Source organism: Weissella oryzae SG25 (assembly GCF_000691805.2).
Taxonomy (GTDB): domain Bacteria; phylum Bacillota; class Bacilli; order Lactobacillales; family Lactobacillaceae; genus Weissella; species Weissella oryzae.
Window position 1 is genome coordinate 80,334 of sequence record NZ_DF820489.1, and the last position, 17,154, is coordinate 97,487.

The following is a 17,154-nucleotide window of genomic DNA, read 5'->3' on the forward strand; positions in this document are numbered from 1 at the left end:
CTCTCCTTTACTAAAACATAACCTTAAATGACGCTACACAGACTCGAACTGTGATCTAAGACTTAGGAGGTCCTTGTTCTATCCTGTTGAACTATAGCGCCGATAATCATATCTTGTAATTATCTATTATATGTGAATAAACTGCAAGGGCTCCCCTTAAAAACTTAGCCTTCCTTTATAACTTTAATCTCTAACAGAAAGTACCCACAACACAAAAAAGGCGTTGATTAAATTAACCAACGCCTTTAAATATTTAGATAACTACATTGACTAGTTTACCTGGTACGGCGATTACCTTTTTAGGTTCTGCCCCAGCTAGTTGTTTGATAATTGCTTCTTGTTCTAACGCCAAACGAATCATTTCTGAACGGTCAGTATCTGCTGCAACTACCATCTTACCGCGTAGCTTACCGTTGACCTGCAAAATAATTTCCAACTCATCGGAAACCAAAGCAGCTTCATCATATTCTGGCCAAGCAGCATAAGCAAGCACTACATCCTTATGCAATAGACTCCACAATTCTTCGGTCATATGTGGCGCAATTGGATTCAATAGCTTGATAAAGCCTTCCATGTATTCAACTGGTACGGCATCAACCTTGTACAAATCATTGATGAAAATCATCATTTGTGAAATTGCGGTGTTAAAGCGCAAGTTCTCATAATCATCAGTAACTTTCTTAACCGTTTCGTTATAGCTCTTGGTTAACTTACCGTCATTGACCGTCGTAATATGATCACGAAGCTTACCTTCATCGTCAACAAAGGCTCGCCAAACACGATCCAACCAACGACGTGATCCAGATAGGCCATCAACTGACCAAGCAATTGATTGTTCTAAAGGCCCCATAAACATTTCGTAAAGGCGCAAAGTATCTGCCCCATACTCTTCAACAACGTCATCTGGATTAACAACATTACCCTTAGACTTTGACATCTTCTCATGGTTTTCACCCAAAATCATACCTTGGTTGGCAAGCTTTTGGAATGGTTCCTTCGTGTGAACAATGCCCAAATCATACAAGACTTTATGCCAGAAACGAGCATATAGCAAATGCAAAACCGCATGTTCCGCACCACCAACATATAGATCAACATTCTTCCAGTAAGCTTCTGCCTCAGGACTAACTAAATTATCTTCGTTGTGTGGATCCATGTAACGTAGATAGTACCAAGATGAACCAGCCCACTGTGGCATCGTATTGGTTTCGCGCTTACCCTTACGACCGTTTTCATCAACAACATTCACCCAGTCGTCAACATTAACCAATGGTGATTCACCGGTTCCTGAAGGCAAGATGTTATCAACATGTGGTAGACGCAATGGTAATTCATCCTCTGGAACTAATGATTTAGTACCATCTTCCCAGTGAATAACTGGAATTGGTTCACCCCAGTATCGTTGTCGTGAGAAAATCCAATCACGAAGTCGGTAATTGACCTTTTTGTGACCAACGCCCGCCTTTTCAACCCAATCAAGAGCCTTAGTTAGTGCATCGGCCTTATCCAAGCCATCAAGGAAGTCTGAATTGATATGCAAGCCGTCTCCCGTGTAGACTTCCTTACTAATATCACCACCAGCCACTACTTGACGCATTGGCAAATCGTACTTTGTGGCAAATTCATAATCACGTGAATCATGCGCTGGTACTGCCATAACTGCACCAGTACCATATGAAGCCAAAACATAATCAGCTACCCAGATTGGTAGCTTTTCGCCATTAATTGGGTTAATTGCATAAGCCCCAGTAAAGGCTCCAGACTTGTCTTTATTTAAATCAGTCCGTTCAAGATCTGACTTTGAGGCAATTGCTTGCTTGAAAGCTTCAACGGCTGGCTTTTGCTCAGCTGTAACAATCTTTTCAACTAATTCATGTTCTGGTGCCAAGACTAGGTAAGTAACCCCAAATAAAGTATCTGCACGCGTCGTAAAGACCTCAACTGCTTGGTCAGCTTGTCCTTCTACCTTAAAGTTAATTGCTGCCCCCACTGAACGACCAATCCAGTTACGTTGTTGTTCTTTAATCGCATCTGGCCAATCCAAATCATCCAAATCGTCTAATAAACGGTCTGCATATTCGGTAATTTTTAAAGCCCATTGACGCATTGGAACTCGATAAACCGGGAATCCGCCACGCTCAGTCTTACCATCAATAATTTCTTCATTAGCAACCACGACACCACCATTGTAATCTGGTGCCCAGTTAACCATAATTTCATCTTCATAAGCTAAACCGCGCTTATAAAGTTGTTCAAAAATCCATTGGGTCCACTTATAGTACCTTGGATCAGTTGTGTTTACTTCTCTCGACCAGTCATACGACAAGCCTAATGTTTTCATTTGACGACGGAAATTTTTAACATTCTCGCCAGTAACTTCTCGTGGATCTGAACCAGTCTTGATTGCGTATTCTTCGGTTGGCAAACCAAAAGCATCAAAACCCATGGGATGCAAAACATTAAAGCCTTGCATTCGCTTCATTCGAGCGACAATATCCGTTGCGGTGTAACCCTCCGGATGACCAACGTGTAGCCCTTGACCTGATGGGAAGGGAAACATATCCATCACGAAAAATTTTTCTTTATCCGTTGCTGTTGATGTCTTAAATGTCTGATTTTCTTCCCAGTAATGTTGCCACTTTTTTTCCAGTTCTTTGTGTTGATAAGCCATACCTAGTTACCTCACTTTAATTATTTAATGCTAACAAAATTATTTGATACTTTCAAGCCGATTTAGCCTGTACAAAGCCGGGCAAATTAGTGTTTTATGCTACAATAAGTTAAGTTTATTTTTAGGAATATAGGTTTCTTATTATGCGAAGATTTGACTACTTTCAGTTGGGCCTTGCGTTAACTGGCTTGTTAGTCTTTATTACACTAGCCGCTGGCCTTTACTTGCAACTTCCCTACGTCAATTACATAGACCAATTAGGCTTCCACTTAATCTACCAGCACCATAGTCCAGAGGCTACTTGGTTTTTTTACAATGCTACCCGTGCTGGCAATCCTAAGTGGACTAGTCTGGTAATGATTGTTACAACGGTAATTTCCATCATCATCAAAAAATATGATGTTACCGCCTTTATCGTTTTAAACGTTGGTGTTTTCGGTCTTGGCGTTATGGCCCTATTAAAGATTCTTTTTGAGCGTGCGCGACCAGCTCTCTTTCAGTTAGTTCCAGCTCATGGCCCCTCTTTTCCATCTGGCCATTCAATGAACGCTATCCTATTATATGGTTCAATTATCATTTTGCTCCACTACTATATGGAGAAACGACCAATTCGCTTAGTTTTAATCTGGTTCTTTGCAATCTTAATTATCATTATTCCAATTAGTCGTGTTTACTTAGGTGTACACTACCTAAGTGACATTCTTGCCGGCATGGGGCTTAGTGGTTTCTTACTAATTATGTCTAAAGAATTCATTTTTAAATATCGTACTCGGGAGGTTTTTGAACATGCGTAGCCCACAAGACTTAATCCAGATGATTATTGGTGAGTATTTACAGGCCGGTGATTTGGCCATTGATAGTAATATCAAAGCTGGTGATATTACCCGTTTCCTTGCGGCGCGGGTTGGCGATGACGGTCACGTTATCAGCTTTTCACCTGATAAAGCAGCCATTGATGCAGTTGCAAGTTCACTCTTTTTGAGTGGTTTAACCGCACGGGTCGAATTAATCCATCGTGACATTAGCGCCTTGGCTGAATATCTTGATCCAACTGAACCGATTGGCCTTATCATGACCCAAACCGATGAGCATACTGATTTTGACCAATTAGCTCAAACAATGCGTACAGCCTTATTGGCACTGAAAAAGAATGGTTTATTGGTAATTATTGGTTATCAGCCGGCAAAGTTCGCTTCGCTCAAAACTTTTGCCGCCAAACTGCCTAGTGAAAGTTTTGATGCCCAAATTTATCAATCCCTACAAAGCGATGAAACAACTCTAATCATTCAAAGACGCTAAATAATAAAAGGACGGACAAGTTTGTCCGTCCTTTTTTATTATTTATTTGGTTCAAACACAGCAATTGACTCAACGTGTGCTGTTTGTGGAAACTGATCAACCGGCAAAATATCACCTTTTAAGTGGTACCCATGATCTAATAGATAGCGGGCATCGCGAGCTGCGCTTTCCGGATTACAAGAAACGTAAACAAACCGACTCGGCCGCATCATAATCACTGCATCCATTAGTTCAATTGTTAAGCCCTTGCGTGGCGGATCAACAAAAATCACATCGGCAGGCATTCCGGCTTTGGCCCATTCTTGCATTTTAGCTGGGGCATCGCCAACTTCAAAATTAGCATTGGTAATATGGTTTTGCGCTTTGTTTTCTTGTGCATCCGCGACGGCACGTTCAACAATTTCAACACCTAAGACCGCTTTCACCTTACTGGCAACCGTCAAACCAATTGTACCAATACCAGAATAAGCATCGATCACTGTGTCGCTTGGCTTCAACTCTGCTTTTTGGGCCGCTAGCTCATACAAAACTTCTGTGGTCTGTGGATTAACTTGATAGAAAGAATTAGGCCCAATATTAAACTCAATTCCTAGCAAAGTATCACTAATTGAATTCTTTCCCCACAACGTTCGGTTATCTCCAGATAGCTGCGCATGTAATTTACGTGGATTATGATTCAAAATCAAGCTCTTTAAGCCAGGTACATTTTTTACAATATCAGCCACAACCCCGGCTTCATTGGTAAAACTAGGGCTTTGAGTTACCAAAACCACCATAATTTCACCACTATAATAGCCACGACGTACCATGATATATCGGAACTCACCCTTATGCTCATCATCCATATAAACACTAATATGATGTTTATCTAAGACCTCTCGCACCAAACCAATCGTGCGATCAATCTCTGGATCATTTACATAATAATCGTTTAATGGCACAATCTCGCCCCGCGTCCGTCGCCGAATAAAGCCAGTTAATAAATGTCCTTCAATGTATTGCAAGGGCACAATCGTTTTATTACGGTAGTGGTGCGGTTCATCCATCCCAATGGTTGGCGCAACTTCAACTTCAATCTGTTCTTTGGCATAAAGCCGTTTAATTTGCTGGCGCTTTAAGGCTAATTGCCCGGCATAACTCATATTAATGTAGGGTGCGATCCCAACCTCTAACAGATAGGCATGATCAGAATCAATCCGATTTTTTGAAGCCTTAATTACCTCAATTAACGTTGCTCGGCTAAAATAGCGATTCACTTGTGTTATTTCATAGCGAATTTCTTCACCTTCAAAGGCATTGGGTACCAAAACTTCGTAGTCATTTAAATTAATTACTCCCTGACCCGAATACCTAACTTCTTCTACGGTGCCCACATACTGTTGATGTAACTTCACCGGTATCATTACTTTTTTCACTAGGCTTTTACTCCTCACTGCTTGATTATTTTACTGACCTACTAAGCAGTATGCTATGTTTTTATTTCATTAGTTAATTAGTCTCGTACTATCCTACCACATAGTTATTATAGCAAAGTCACTAAAGTGTTTAGCGTTGACATAATCTTGCAGATTTAACCAGTTAAAACAATGATTTTACCTGACTTAAATCACGATTGGTTTTGAGTTTAATCAGGCAAAGCCTTTACTTTCTAAATATACACATTTTATTTTAATCTATCATATAGTATCAAAAACTTGAAATTTAATGTAAAACGTTTTACAACATAGATATGGCTATTATAAATAGTTGCCAGGCCATCTAAATATACAGTAATATTTTACGTTACCCGGGGAGAATGACATGGTAAAAGAACTAAAAACTGACGCGACTGTCCGTCGTGCTGTCAATAATTATTATCGTAAGCTAACGGCTTATGACCGTACTAAACAACAATCACACACTTTTGTTCGTAAACATGCTCACTTAGAAGATATTGAAGAATTAATCAGACTATACAATGAAGCTCATAATAGTGACTTGGAATTATTGAATATTAATGATTAGTTTTTTATTGATAAAATCTTTTCATCTGCCAATTTTGACGCCCAAGAGACTAATGTAAGCGCTTATTCACATTAAAATCACATTTATGTGCTAAGTTAAAATTAGGCTTTAAAAATACAACCACCATTACTTTCTTAGTCTAAAAGGAGTTAGCAATGAGTAAATGGAGCATCTTTGGCTATTTTTTTATCATGTTATCTAACATTGCCGGCGTCCTCTCGATACTATCTTCTGGGGATGCATATAGTATTAACTACAGTTTTATTATGGCCATTACGATGGTTATCATGTTATTCTTAGCTCTACTCTTATTTTTAAAAAGTAGTAATGCTTCTTATATTGAAATAGAGCATTAAATTAACTGTTAGCCCATTTTTATGTTGTGGGTTACTTTTGTGGAGGCAAATAATGTTTGCATCGTATAAACGTTTTTGGATTAATATTTTTAACTTTTCTGGTGTATCTAATCGGGCTGACTATTGGTGGCCGATTATCATCAACTACATTATCGGCGGTGTAATAATCGCTATCGTACAGGCAAGTATTGGCCATTCAATTGATAACATTTACACCATTGGTGACCTATCAATCGCTTGGGAACGTAATCTAATTGTTTTAATCGTCTGGATTGCAACTTTATCGGTTCGTTTCCGTCGGCTACATGACACTAACCGGACTGGTTGGTGGGTTCTACTAGACCTAATTCCAGTTGTTGGTACAATTTGGTTTTTCATACTAATGGTCCTACCTTCCAAGCCAAATCGCTGGCAATAATAACCACAAAAAACCGCTGTAAGTATTAATTATGCTTACAGCGGTTTTTGTAATGTCAATAAAATTCTTTAATTTAACTTAGCTGTTTGTACGCTTTTAGTAATAACATAAGCTAGCAACCATAAGACAATAAAAGTACCCACTAAGATATAGCCAAATGAACTATAGTCAATATTTTGTAGTACGTTTAAAATCGAAATACTTGTTTTAAGTTTATCCGGTAAGAAATGAATTAACTCAGTCAGGCCAATCATCAAAGCCGAAAGTACCGAAACCGTTGTCACAATCAGATTGTAATACAATTTGCTATGTTCACTGGAGAAAGCCCAGCGATAAGCACCTGACATCATAACTGAATCGGTGGTATCCATCAAACACATTCCGGCTGCAAAAGAAATTGGTAAGACCAATACTGAGAGAAAATTGGTGTTAGCTGCAACTGCATTGGTTGAAAGGGTTAATAAAGCAATTTCTGTTGCTGTATCAAAGCCCAAGCCAAATAATAAACCAACAAAATACATTTGCCGAGCATGCTCAACAAATTTAAAAACTGAACTAAAAATAAAAGTCAGCGGTCCATTCATTGTCGGTAGTGGACTTGTACCTGGCTTTTTTTGTCGCATGCGCTTAAGTAAATTAATCAATACGACCAAGTTAAAAATCGCAATTCCAATTAAAAAACCACCCGATACAATCGTACCGATAATACTTCCAGTACGTTCAAAAAAAGGCAACTTTTGACTCGCCCATTTAACCGAAACAGCAATCAAAATTGACATCAGTAAAACAATTGTTGAATGCCCTAGCGAGAAATAAAAACCGGTTCCCATGGGGGCTTTATCCTGGTGCACTAATTTCCTAACAGTATTATCAATTGCTGCAATATGATCTGCATCAAAAGCGTGGCGCAAGCCTAAAGTATAGGCTAGAATTGTTAAGCCCACAATTGTATGGTTACCTTTTATTTCCATTAAAATCAGCCCTAAAAAAAGGCCGTGCATAGCTAAAATAAAGCTATAATATCCCCATGATTTTTTTATAAGTTTAGTCATTCTTTATAACCCATCCTTAACTAATAACTTCTTGCTAATAAATATAAAAGTCCTTAGTCAATAAAAACACGCAATATCTAGGCTACATTTGTTACGAACATTTACAAGGTAAAATATAATTCGCTAAATATAGGCTGACTTTATCAAACAATCTGTCATAAAAGCTTCGTAAAAGTTCAAAGCTGTTATGTTACTCTCCTATTAATAATATGTCGGATTAGCGATATAAAAGTTTCTGCAGTTTTATTACTCTTAATTCTATAAAGTCGTAAACAAAAAGCCCTATCAGTTCAAATATGACTGATAGAGCTCGTTCAATAAATTAGGACTAGTCCTTATCTATCCAACACTTGGCAATGTAGCTTATTAGGTTTACTGCTAAACCAGCTAACACTGCGATTATGAAGTTATGCATATACTGGAAACCTCCAGTCTGTACCTATTTTTCGCCGTGGTACAAACTGAATCACACCACAAATTAAACACAAAAAAAGCTATCCTCGGCGGCGAAACCAAGAATAGCTTAGACATGCAGGTATTCCAGCATGCACAACTTCATGCTCAAATTATAACACTCAATTTATCATCTGTATATGTATATACAAATGTACTTACAGTTATACCCTTGCAAACCCTATAACCTTTTGTGTGCAACTATCTATAATTATATGCTGGGGTCTATTCAACCAAAAACAGCCAATGTATTCACTTCATTAGTAAACTTCTAGCACTCACAAAAATATAGCAAAAAATACACACTAAAATAAACAGTTACTTGATTTTCGGTGACTTTTCATAACTTTCTATGACCTTTTGAAAATCTTGAAAACATCAGAAAACCCCGCCAGACTAGTGAAAACGCTAATCTGACGGGGTTTGATAAAACTACTGACTGCCCAGGTAGGATTCGAACCTACGACATTCGCATTAACAGTGCGGCGCTCTACCACTGAACTACTGAGCAATGAATTACCATGTACTTATATTATCATCATAATAAGAAAAATACAATCTTTTTCTTATCTTTTTCTTATCTTTTTTTAATATTATTTCAAGGATATTAAAAACAACTATTTTAATGAAATGCTGTTTTATAGCAATCTATAGGCTATAATCATACTTATATTAATAAGATAATGCAGTTTTAAATATTTAGAATCAATTAACTTTGAACAATCCTCGTAATAAAGCTTATCATTATTTAATTTAACACATCTAATTATAATTAAACCACCTAGTAAACATTGCTACTAGGTGGTTTAATTTCTAACGATTTTTAAAATAATCATTTAAACGTTGGCGATACTTAGCCTGCCAATCATAGCGGTCCTCACCAATTAACTCATCAACAAAGGCTGCAACATCGTCCCCAACAATCATCTTTACTGGTTTTTGCTCAGCTGCACCAAGCTCTAATAAATCAATTACATCATCAAAAAGGTGCCAATCTATCGTTCCCATTGTAAAAGCGTATGACTGAATTGCCTTAAAAGCATGAAAATAATCAGCCGGCAACTTTTCGGCTCGCTTTACCATTGCTCGGTACTCTTTTTTCTCATTTAACTGCTTAGTAAATGTATTCATCAAATTCATTTTTTATCTCCTGATTTAATTTTACGATTCAAACGCTCCCGGTACTTATGCTCCCAAGATTTACCGCTGTCCCCACTAGCAATTAAGTCATCTAAAAAGGCTGCAACGTCTTTGCCAGCAACATCGGTTACTAACCGCTTCTCTGCTGCTAACTCCTCTAATAAATCAATTAAATTTTCAAAGATGAATTTTTGGCTAGCCCAATCACTAGGTCCAACTGTAAAAAGATATTTTTTCAATACCTTGAAGTCTTGTTGATAATCTGCCGGTAACTTTTCTACTCGGGCAGTCATAATCCGCCAAGTTTCCTTTTCTTCTAAGCCAATTACTCGATCAATAATTCCTCTTGCCATCTTACTTTTCCCCTTTAAGCTTTGCCATTTGTTGTGCAATAAATTCCCAACGCTGCCAAAATATTGATAATTCCGCCTGCCCAGCTTGATTCAAGCTGTAAAACTTACGCATCGGACCAACTGCCGACTTACGTTTAACAACGTCTACCAGTGCCTTCTTTTCAAGGCGAACTAAAATAGTGTAAACCGTCCCTTCAACAATATCATCAAAACCTGATGCTTGTAATGTCTGTGTTATTTCATAACCATAAGTTTCATGGCGGTTGATAATCTCTAAAATCATACCTTCTAAGATGCCCTTTAGCATTTCCGTAGTTCCTTGCATTACTAACGACCTCCATCATTAGCTACTTTGTGTTAATTAGTAGCCGTTGACTATATAGTAAGACAGAGTACCCGAGAAGTCAAGTCATTGAAAGCAACTTTTCCATTAAAAGGTAAAATTCATTGGCAGACATTGTTGTGGCAGATACTAATCACGTCTATAAAAAAACACCTTTCAGCTCACTAGCCAAAAGGTGCTTAAATGTTTTAATCTATCCTAATTTACCAAAATAAGCTTTCAACTCATCAACCTTGTCCAAACGCTCCCATGGCAAGTCTAATTCAGGGCGACCAAAGTGACCGTAGGCAGCAGTTGCTTCATAGCGAGGCTTACGTAAATCTAAGTCTTCGATAATTCCAGCTGGTCGTAATTCAAACAAATCACGAATTGCTTCAGTTAGTTGGTCATCAGACACCCGACCAGTACCAAATGTGTTTACGTTAACTGAAACTGGGTGGGCCACACCAATTGCATAAGCAACTTGGATTTCAGCCTTGTCAGCCAAACCAGCTGCCACAATGTTCTTAGCGATGTGACGAGTAGCGTAGGCAGCCGAACGGTCAACCTTAGTTGCGTCCTTACCTGAAAAGGCACCACCACCATGACGGGCATAACCACCATAAGTATCAACGATAATCTTACGACCAGTCATTCCAGCATCACCCTTTGGACCACCGATAACGAAGCGACCAGTTGGGTTAATGTAATACTTTGTATCAGCATCTACCATTTCAGCTGGCAAGATTTCATCCAAAATATGGGCACGTACATCTTTACGTAATTGTTCAAGCGTTACATTGTCGCGGTGTTGGGTTGATAAAACAACTGCATCAATCCGCTTTGGCTCGTCATGCTCGTCCAATTCAACCGTTACCTGCGCCTTCGCATCAGGCAATAGGTAAGCCAATTCACCTGTCCGACGTAACTCAGCTTGCTTTTTAACCAATTTGTGTGACAAAACAACTGATAATGGCAAGTATTCGTCAGTTTCGTTGGTGGCAAAACCGAACATCAAACCTTGATCCCCAGCCCCAATCTCATCTAGTGGATCAACGCCACCTTCTTCACGTTGTTCAATCGCTGAATTAACTCCCTGCGCAATATCAGGTGACTGTTCATCAATCGTCAAACCAACGTGCACATCAGAAGCTAGGAAACCAGCATCTGGATCATCGTAACCAATTCTTGCCAAGGTCTTACGGATAATTTCATCCATATTAACATAAGCGCTGGTTGAAATTTCACCAAAAACATTTACGTAACCAGTTGTCACTGAGGTCTCAATTGCTGTATGGGCCATTGGGTCCTTAGCCAAAATTGCGTCTAAAATTGCATCGGAAATCTGATCAGAAACCTTATCTGGGTGCCCCTCGGAAACTGATTCTGATGTAAACAAACGTTTCTCTACCATAGTATATCTAAACTCCTCATTTCTATTGAATTAAGCAAATAAAAAACCAATATATCTCCATCCCTGGTGACATATTGGTTTTGCCTAATATGCCTATCTGCTAGAAAGTACCACATCGCCTTAATAACTTAAGGTAAGTTGGTGTCAGATCATCGGGTCTAGTCCCTCGCTGAACTCTGGATAGGAAATCTATATTAATTTTTTAATTGCGTAATTTAAAGTACCTAAACAATTCTATCATATTCTAAATTACTGACAAGCTTTTTATTTTGACAAAAGCAACCTACTTGGTACGTCTAAGATTTTAGTTTCCCACTGTTAATTGCTCTGCCACATATTGTGCGTACAATGGATGGCTAGCAACGAGGTCACTATGCTTTCCTGAACCGGTCACTTGGCCATTTTCAATAAAGTAGATATTGTCTGCATCCACGATTGTTGATAGACGGTGTGCAATTACTAAGGTTGTCCGGCCTTGCATCAAAGTATCTAAGGCCTTTTGGACCATTGCTTCACTCTCTGAATCCAAGCTAGCCGTTGCTTCATCAAGCATCAAAATCTTTGGATCACGTAAGAAGGCCCGCGCAATTGCGATTCGCTGACGTTGACCACCAGAAATTTTTACTCCACGCTCACCAACTTGCGTATTTAGCTTAGCTGGCATCTGCTCGACGAAGTTACGGGCAAAGGCCAATTCCAAAACGTGCCAAAGTTGGTCGTCACTAAATTCACCATCTAATCCATAGGTTAGATTATCACGAATCGTTCCGGCCATAATGGCTGAATCTTGTGAAACGAAACCAATTTGCGAACGCCAGTCATGTAATGAGACTGCCTCGATTGGTAAGTCACCAATCGTTATCTGGCCAGCGGTTGGCTCATAGAAACGTTCTAGTAGACTAAAGATGGTTGACTTACCACCACCTGAAGGACCAGCAAAGGCAACGATGGTGTTAGGCTCGGCCTTAAAACTGACATCATGCAAAATTTGGTCACCAGTATCATAACTAAAATCAACATGTTCAGCGGTAAGGCTTTGACCTTCAACGTCAAACTTTCGACCGTCGTTCAAGTGCTCTTGGTCCTCAACTAATAATTCATTAAGGCGCTCGGTTGAACCAGCAGCCTTAGACAAATCAGTAAAGAACATACCCAAAACTGGTACTGAACCAATCAAATTCATCAAGTACATCAAGAAACTCATCAAAGTTCCGATTGCCATCGCACCAACTGCGACACGATGAATTCCATAAGCCAACAAGCCAAAGATGGTTGTCATCATCAATAACATCATAATTGGCTGCATTGAACCATCAAAAATGGCCTCTTTTAGACCAATCCGGTAAAGCTTTTGAATATTTGTGCTTGCCGTCATACTAGCTTGCTTCTCACCATTAGATGACTTGACCAAACGGATTTCAGATAGAACTTCGTTCGCATTTCCTGAAAAATCAGCCAAAGCGTCTTGGCGCATCCGACCAATTCGACTTCCAAAAATTGCCAAAGGCGTAATTAGTACGGCGGCCACTGGGACAACTACGACCATTGCGACAGTCATATGCCAGTCCATCCGCCACATCATTACAATTGAACCTAGCAAAAGCAGTAAGCTCGAAAGGGTCTGTGGCACCGTCTTAGCTAAGAAGTCCTTTACCTGAGAAGTGTCATTAACTAGCCGACTATTAATCTCACCAATTTTAATTTGGTCAAAATATTTAACATAGAGATGAACTAATTTATCCCAGATATTTTGCCGTAAGTTTTTAACAACACTTTCACCAAAGAAGCCTAAAATTGCAGCACCAACTGCACCAAGCAACATGGCAATAATGTAAACTCCAACTACTTTACCTAAAATACCGTAGTTAATGCCCTTACTAAATCCATCAATCAAAGGGCGAATCATCTTAGGCACAATTAATTGTAAGATTGTACCAATAATTCCCGCCGTAAGTCCGATAACAAATAAACTATACTTTGGCTTAGTTAATCCAATTAATTTAAAAAATCCGCTAAATGATAGCTTCCCTGTTGGTCGCTTCATATTTTGCCGTTGCTCCATCATGCTATTCCTCAATCCTAAAATCTAATCTTCCGTTTTTGTATCGTCACGCTTGCCTGAACGCTTACCAAAGCCCCAACCAAAATCCTTACGATTTTGCCAAGCTTCACGGCGCATCTCGCGGCCCATTTCTTGCATCTCATGCCGCATAATTTGGTGTTCATGATGCTTTTGTGGATTAAACTTCCACATCCCATCAAGGTCACCATCAAATATGTTAAAGACATCTTCATCATCACTATTAGCGACTAATTTTTGCATCAAGACTAGCAATTCAGCTTGTTCTGCCTGATCTAAGGTTGCAAACAGTTCTTCTGATTTCTCATCATGTTGTTCACTGCGTTGGCTCTTAAGTTCTTTACCAGCTTCTGTTAAGAAGACTCGACTTACTCGCTTATCAGCTTCATCAGTCTTGCGTTCAACTAAACCACGTGATTCCAAATTTTTAACTTGATTGGTTACACTAGAAGGCTTAATATCCAACAATTCAGAAATTTCTGTGTTGGTTAACCCATCCTGCTTCCATAGCTGGACTAATAAACCTTGTGCTCCGTTACGTCCTTGGCGTTGTTGCAAACGTGCGCTAACTAATTCATTACGCAAAGCTGCTAAAACCTTTGGATTCCGTAGAAATTTTGAGAATAGTTGAACTAAGTTATTTGTTTGTTCTGACATTTTAAATTACCTCTTTTAAAGTATTTAGTTTTCTTTATTATTAACTAACGAAATATATTCTAAACCTTTATTTAGCTTTGTCAACAACAAACTAAATAAAAAATCAGAGTTATCCCCTGATTTTTTATCCTAGCTTTTAAATTCAATCAAACCTACATTATACGTTGGATTAACCAATCAAAAATTCGATCACCCAAAAACTTCTGAATCAACACTGCTGGCCAGGCACCATAACCAATTAAATAACGTGTTCTTGGTCGCTTAGCGCTAACTGCTTTGAGGATGATCCTAGCAATTACCGTCGGTGCCGTCAAAGCTTTATTTTGATACAAGCTCCGCAAATTAGTTGCTTTTTGTTGCGCCGCTTGGGCGTAAGGGCCTTTTGCAGACGCTTTTTCAAAATTATCAGCTGCTATAATTCCCCACTGCGTTTTAATTGCACCAGGTTCAATCAATACGACCTTAATCCCGAAGGGCGCCAGTTCTAAACGTAGGGCATTTGAAAAACCTTCTAAAGCAAACTTACTGGCATGATACCAAGCACCAAAAGGAGTCCAAACCCGGCCAGCCATTGATGAAAGATTGATAATTTTACCAGTGTGTTGTGCTCGCATAGTCGGCAAAACCAACTTAGTTAAATCTGCTAAGCCGAAAAGATTAACATCGAGCTGGCGGCGCGCTTCTTCGATTGGCACATCTTCAACTGCACCATAGGAACCATAACCAGCATTATTAATTAAAACATCAATCCGACCCTCATCTGCTAAAACCTTAGTTACAACCGTAACCATTGCAGCATGGTCAGTTACATCCATAGCTAAAACCTTAACTCCAGCAAGGGCTAAATCATCCATTAGATTTACCCGCCGTGCTAAACCATACACGGTATAGCCAGCTGAATTTAAAGCCAATGCAGTTGCTTTACCAATACCTGACGAAGCACCCGTTACTAATGCTACTTGTTTGTTCATGTTTAAGCCTTCATTCTAATTGTTTTTTACTATTATACGAGTTGGTGGGTTGTATTTATACCCAAACAAAAAGTCCCTAACCTAAGTTAGGGACTAAGATAGTGAGTGCTCAACATTCTAACTAAACCGTTTGAATTTCATAAACATTAAGCTAACGGATATTGTTCTTTACTTAAATCAATCTTAAATTCTTCTATATAACGATAATCAATATTATATTCATCAAACTTATCATGCATGCCTTTAGGTGATAATCCTTTTGATGTATTTGCTGCCGCAACTGGATTAATGTCACATAAGACTTGATAAACAGCCAATTTTTTTAATAAATGCTTATATTTAGTTCTATCTCCATTTTTGAGCACATAATGCCACTCTGAAATCATAGTCATGTAGAGAATGCAAAATGTTTTTAATGCATGCCAGGGGTTACTCTTATATTTCCTAGCAATTATAATAATATCATCAAAATCCTCCTGTACTGGTACCGGATTACCACTGGTGCTCCTTGCTCGTTCAAGAACTTTGTCAAAAATCTCATCAAAATCTCTTTTGACAATTTTTTTGGAATCAGTATTTTGAGAAAATGATGCCAAATCTGACAAATAATCTTTATCCAGTGGTGCTCCATCTTGAAAATAATTTTTCATACCATTTGATTTATATGTAACTCGCCATGAATCAAATTTTCCTTTTTCATAAAAAATTTCAGAATCATCTGGTAATTTTAACGTCCTATCCTTAGGAATCCATTTAATTTTGCGATTCATTCTTAAAACCTTTCTAAATTCTTACCTCTGTATTTTAATTAACGACCTATACAATTCAAAATAATCATATGGGGTTAACTATAATTGATAGCTAAGCACCTTTAAAAAAGGTTGCTAGCTTTCGAAATAAACAATCAAATAAAGCAGTACCTCAATAATGTATTCCCTCGATGATTACTAATAATCGATGTTATTAATTTTTTCATTTAAAAAAATTATCACTATAAATTCAAGCTACAAAGTATATCCTTCATACCTTTCAATAAAATCTCATCGTTTTAATTACAGATCCACAATTTCTTTCAAATAACCTAAATTAACCATCGTTAAATTAATTATATACGGAATTACTTCAAACGCCTCGGTCAAAGGCAAACGCGCCGTATTCCATCCAGGGCCATCAGAGATCCAGACAAAATTTACATTTTCCCCCGATATATATGTATTTAAATCCCGAAATTCACCAGAAACAGCTTTTAGTTTTGAACCACCGCCACCATAAAAATTAGTTTCAATTATCGTTACTTTGTTCGTTTTTGGATTGAACACTACTCCATCGAACCGTCGTGAAGATTTATCTGTTGGAACGTCAATTCCCCATTTCAGCTTAATATCTTTCACATAAGTTTGTGTTGAAAACTCTAAATCTGTACCCTCCGTTAACTTAATTAAATCAATCTCCAAAATACTTTCATTTTGCTGCCCGGAACGATTCTTACGACCATTAGAATCCAGACCTACTTCAACACCATAACTAAAATCAACAAGCGACTGATGAATATCATTTTGTAAAAAGTTCATCAATCCAGTTTCTTCAATAAAATCAATATACTGTTCAAGTTTTTCAATTTCGATTTCTTCAAAATTCAAATTATAAAATTTAAAATTTTTATCTTCATCAATACTCAGAACATCTAAAACTTTATCGCGCGCTGCAATTAATGTTGGAATAGCCTTTAACAAATCTGGTTGAGCAGTAAATAACTTAACCATTTCAGACTTAATATGAGGCTTACCAATCAAATAATTAAGCGTATTGAGCTCTAACTCATATTTTGCAACATTTTCCTGTGCCTTATGCCAATTAACATAATAACTAGCAGTCCGATTAGTAGCCAATCTTGTATTCATAAATTCATTTAATTTATCATCCAAAGGTAATGACATATACTCACTAAAATTCATAATACCCAT

16 protein-coding genes and 2 tRNA genes are annotated in these 17,154 nt (G+C 38.2%); 4 read left to right on the forward strand and 14 right to left on the reverse strand.

Annotated elements, in window-relative coordinates; translation table 11 throughout:
• Positions 1-28 precede the first annotated feature (28 nt).
• Both TT13_RS05140 and leuS read right to left on the reverse strand, forming a co-directional pair.
• Positions 29-101, reverse strand: a tRNA-Arg gene (locus TT13_RS05140).
• Between the two features lie 152 nt (positions 102-253).
• Positions 254-2,671 (reverse strand): leucine--tRNA ligase, encoded by a 2,418-nt coding sequence (gene leuS / locus TT13_RS05145; RefSeq protein ID WP_027699011.1) that lies wholly within the window; start codon positions 2,669-2,671, stop codon positions 254-256.
• A gap of 143 nt (positions 2,672-2,814) precedes the next feature.
• Between leuS and TT13_RS05150 the strand changes: the two genes are divergently transcribed.
• Together TT13_RS05150 and TT13_RS05155 are read left to right on the forward strand one after the other, a co-directional pair.
• Complete coding sequence (locus tag TT13_RS05150; RefSeq protein ID WP_145912348.1) at positions 2,815-3,465, forward strand: phosphatase PAP2 family protein; 651 nt, start codon at positions 2,815-2,817, stop codon at positions 3,463-3,465.
• Complete coding sequence (locus tag TT13_RS05155; protein WP_027699013.1) at positions 3,458-3,970, forward strand: rRNA methyltransferase; 513 nt, start codon at positions 3,458-3,460, stop codon at positions 3,968-3,970. Before TT13_RS05150 ends, TT13_RS05155 begins: the two co-directional genes overlap by 8 nt.
• Positions 3,971-4,008: 38 nt before the next feature.
• Here the strand turns inward: TT13_RS05155 and rlmD are convergent, their stop codons facing one another.
• Positions 4,009-5,385, reverse strand: coding sequence for a 23S rRNA (uracil(1939)-C(5))-methyltransferase RlmD (rlmD, locus tag TT13_RS05160; RefSeq protein ID WP_027699014.1), 1,377 nt, complete (start codon positions 5,383-5,385; stop codon positions 4,009-4,011).
• A 385-nt stretch (positions 5,386-5,770) separates the two neighbouring features.
• Between rlmD and TT13_RS05165 the strand changes: the two genes are divergently transcribed.
• Together TT13_RS05165 and TT13_RS05175 are read left to right on the forward strand one after the other, a co-directional pair.
• On the forward strand, positions 5,771-5,974 hold the full coding sequence (locus tag TT13_RS05165; protein WP_027699015.1) for a hypothetical protein: 204 nt from the start codon (positions 5,771-5,773) through the stop codon (positions 5,972-5,974).
• A gap of 408 nt (positions 5,975-6,382) precedes the next feature.
• Complete coding sequence (locus TT13_RS05175; RefSeq protein WP_027699017.1) at positions 6,383-6,748, forward strand: DUF805 domain-containing protein; 366 nt, start codon at positions 6,383-6,385, stop codon at positions 6,746-6,748.
• A 68-nt stretch (positions 6,749-6,816) separates the two neighbouring features.
• Here the strand turns inward: TT13_RS05175 and TT13_RS05180 are convergent, their stop codons facing one another.
• From TT13_RS05180 to TT13_RS05230, 11 genes are all read right to left on the reverse strand, one after another.
• Complete coding sequence (locus TT13_RS05180; protein WP_242868522.1) at positions 6,817-7,719, reverse strand: HoxN/HupN/NixA family nickel/cobalt transporter; 903 nt, start codon at positions 7,717-7,719, stop codon at positions 6,817-6,819.
• 973 nt (positions 7,720-8,692) lie between these two features.
• A tRNA-Asn gene (locus TT13_RS05185) sits at positions 8,693-8,764 on the reverse strand.
• A gap of 302 nt (positions 8,765-9,066) precedes the next feature.
• Complete coding sequence (locus TT13_RS05190; protein ID WP_027699019.1) at positions 9,067-9,393, reverse strand: DUF1048 domain-containing protein; 327 nt, start codon at positions 9,391-9,393, stop codon at positions 9,067-9,069.
• A complete protein-coding gene (locus TT13_RS05195) occupies positions 9,390-9,746 on the reverse strand; it encodes a DUF1048 domain-containing protein (protein ID WP_027699020.1) in 357 nt (118 codons plus the stop codon). The genes TT13_RS05190 and TT13_RS05195 overlap by 4 nt, the downstream gene beginning before the upstream one ends.
• A gap of 1 nt (position 9,747) precedes the next feature.
• Positions 9,748-10,071, reverse strand: coding sequence for a PadR family transcriptional regulator (locus TT13_RS05200; RefSeq protein ID WP_027699021.1), 324 nt, complete (start codon positions 10,069-10,071; stop codon positions 9,748-9,750).
• Positions 10,072-10,282: 211 nt separating this feature from the next.
• The gene (gene metK / locus TT13_RS05205; protein WP_027699022.1) at positions 10,283-11,482 is read right to left on the reverse strand and encodes a methionine adenosyltransferase; all 1,200 of its coding nucleotides are present in this window, start codon (positions 11,480-11,482) and stop codon (positions 10,283-10,285) included.
• A 304-nt stretch (positions 11,483-11,786) separates the two neighbouring features.
• Positions 11,787-13,547 (reverse strand): ABC transporter ATP-binding protein, encoded by a 1,761-nt coding sequence (locus TT13_RS05210; RefSeq protein WP_422821961.1) that lies wholly within the window; start codon positions 13,545-13,547, stop codon positions 11,787-11,789.
• Between the two features lie 21 nt (positions 13,548-13,568).
• On the reverse strand, positions 13,569-14,219 hold the full coding sequence (locus TT13_RS05215) for a MarR family winged helix-turn-helix transcriptional regulator (protein WP_045476697.1): 651 nt from the start codon (positions 14,217-14,219) through the stop codon (positions 13,569-13,571).
• A 152-nt stretch (positions 14,220-14,371) separates the two neighbouring features.
• Entirely contained in the window at positions 14,372-15,190 is an 819-nt protein-coding gene (locus tag TT13_RS05220; RefSeq protein WP_027699024.1) for an oxidoreductase, read from the reverse strand.
• Positions 15,191-15,336: 146 nt separating this feature from the next.
• Positions 15,337-15,960: a DUF7004 family protein gene (locus TT13_RS05225; RefSeq protein WP_027699025.1), complete on the reverse strand. Its 624-nt coding sequence runs from the start codon at positions 15,958-15,960 to the stop codon at positions 15,337-15,339.
• Between the two features lie 282 nt (positions 15,961-16,242).
• Complete coding sequence (locus tag TT13_RS05230) at positions 16,243-17,145, reverse strand: type II restriction endonuclease (protein WP_027699026.1); 903 nt, start codon at positions 17,143-17,145, stop codon at positions 16,243-16,245.
• Positions 17,146-17,154 lie beyond the last annotated feature (9 nt).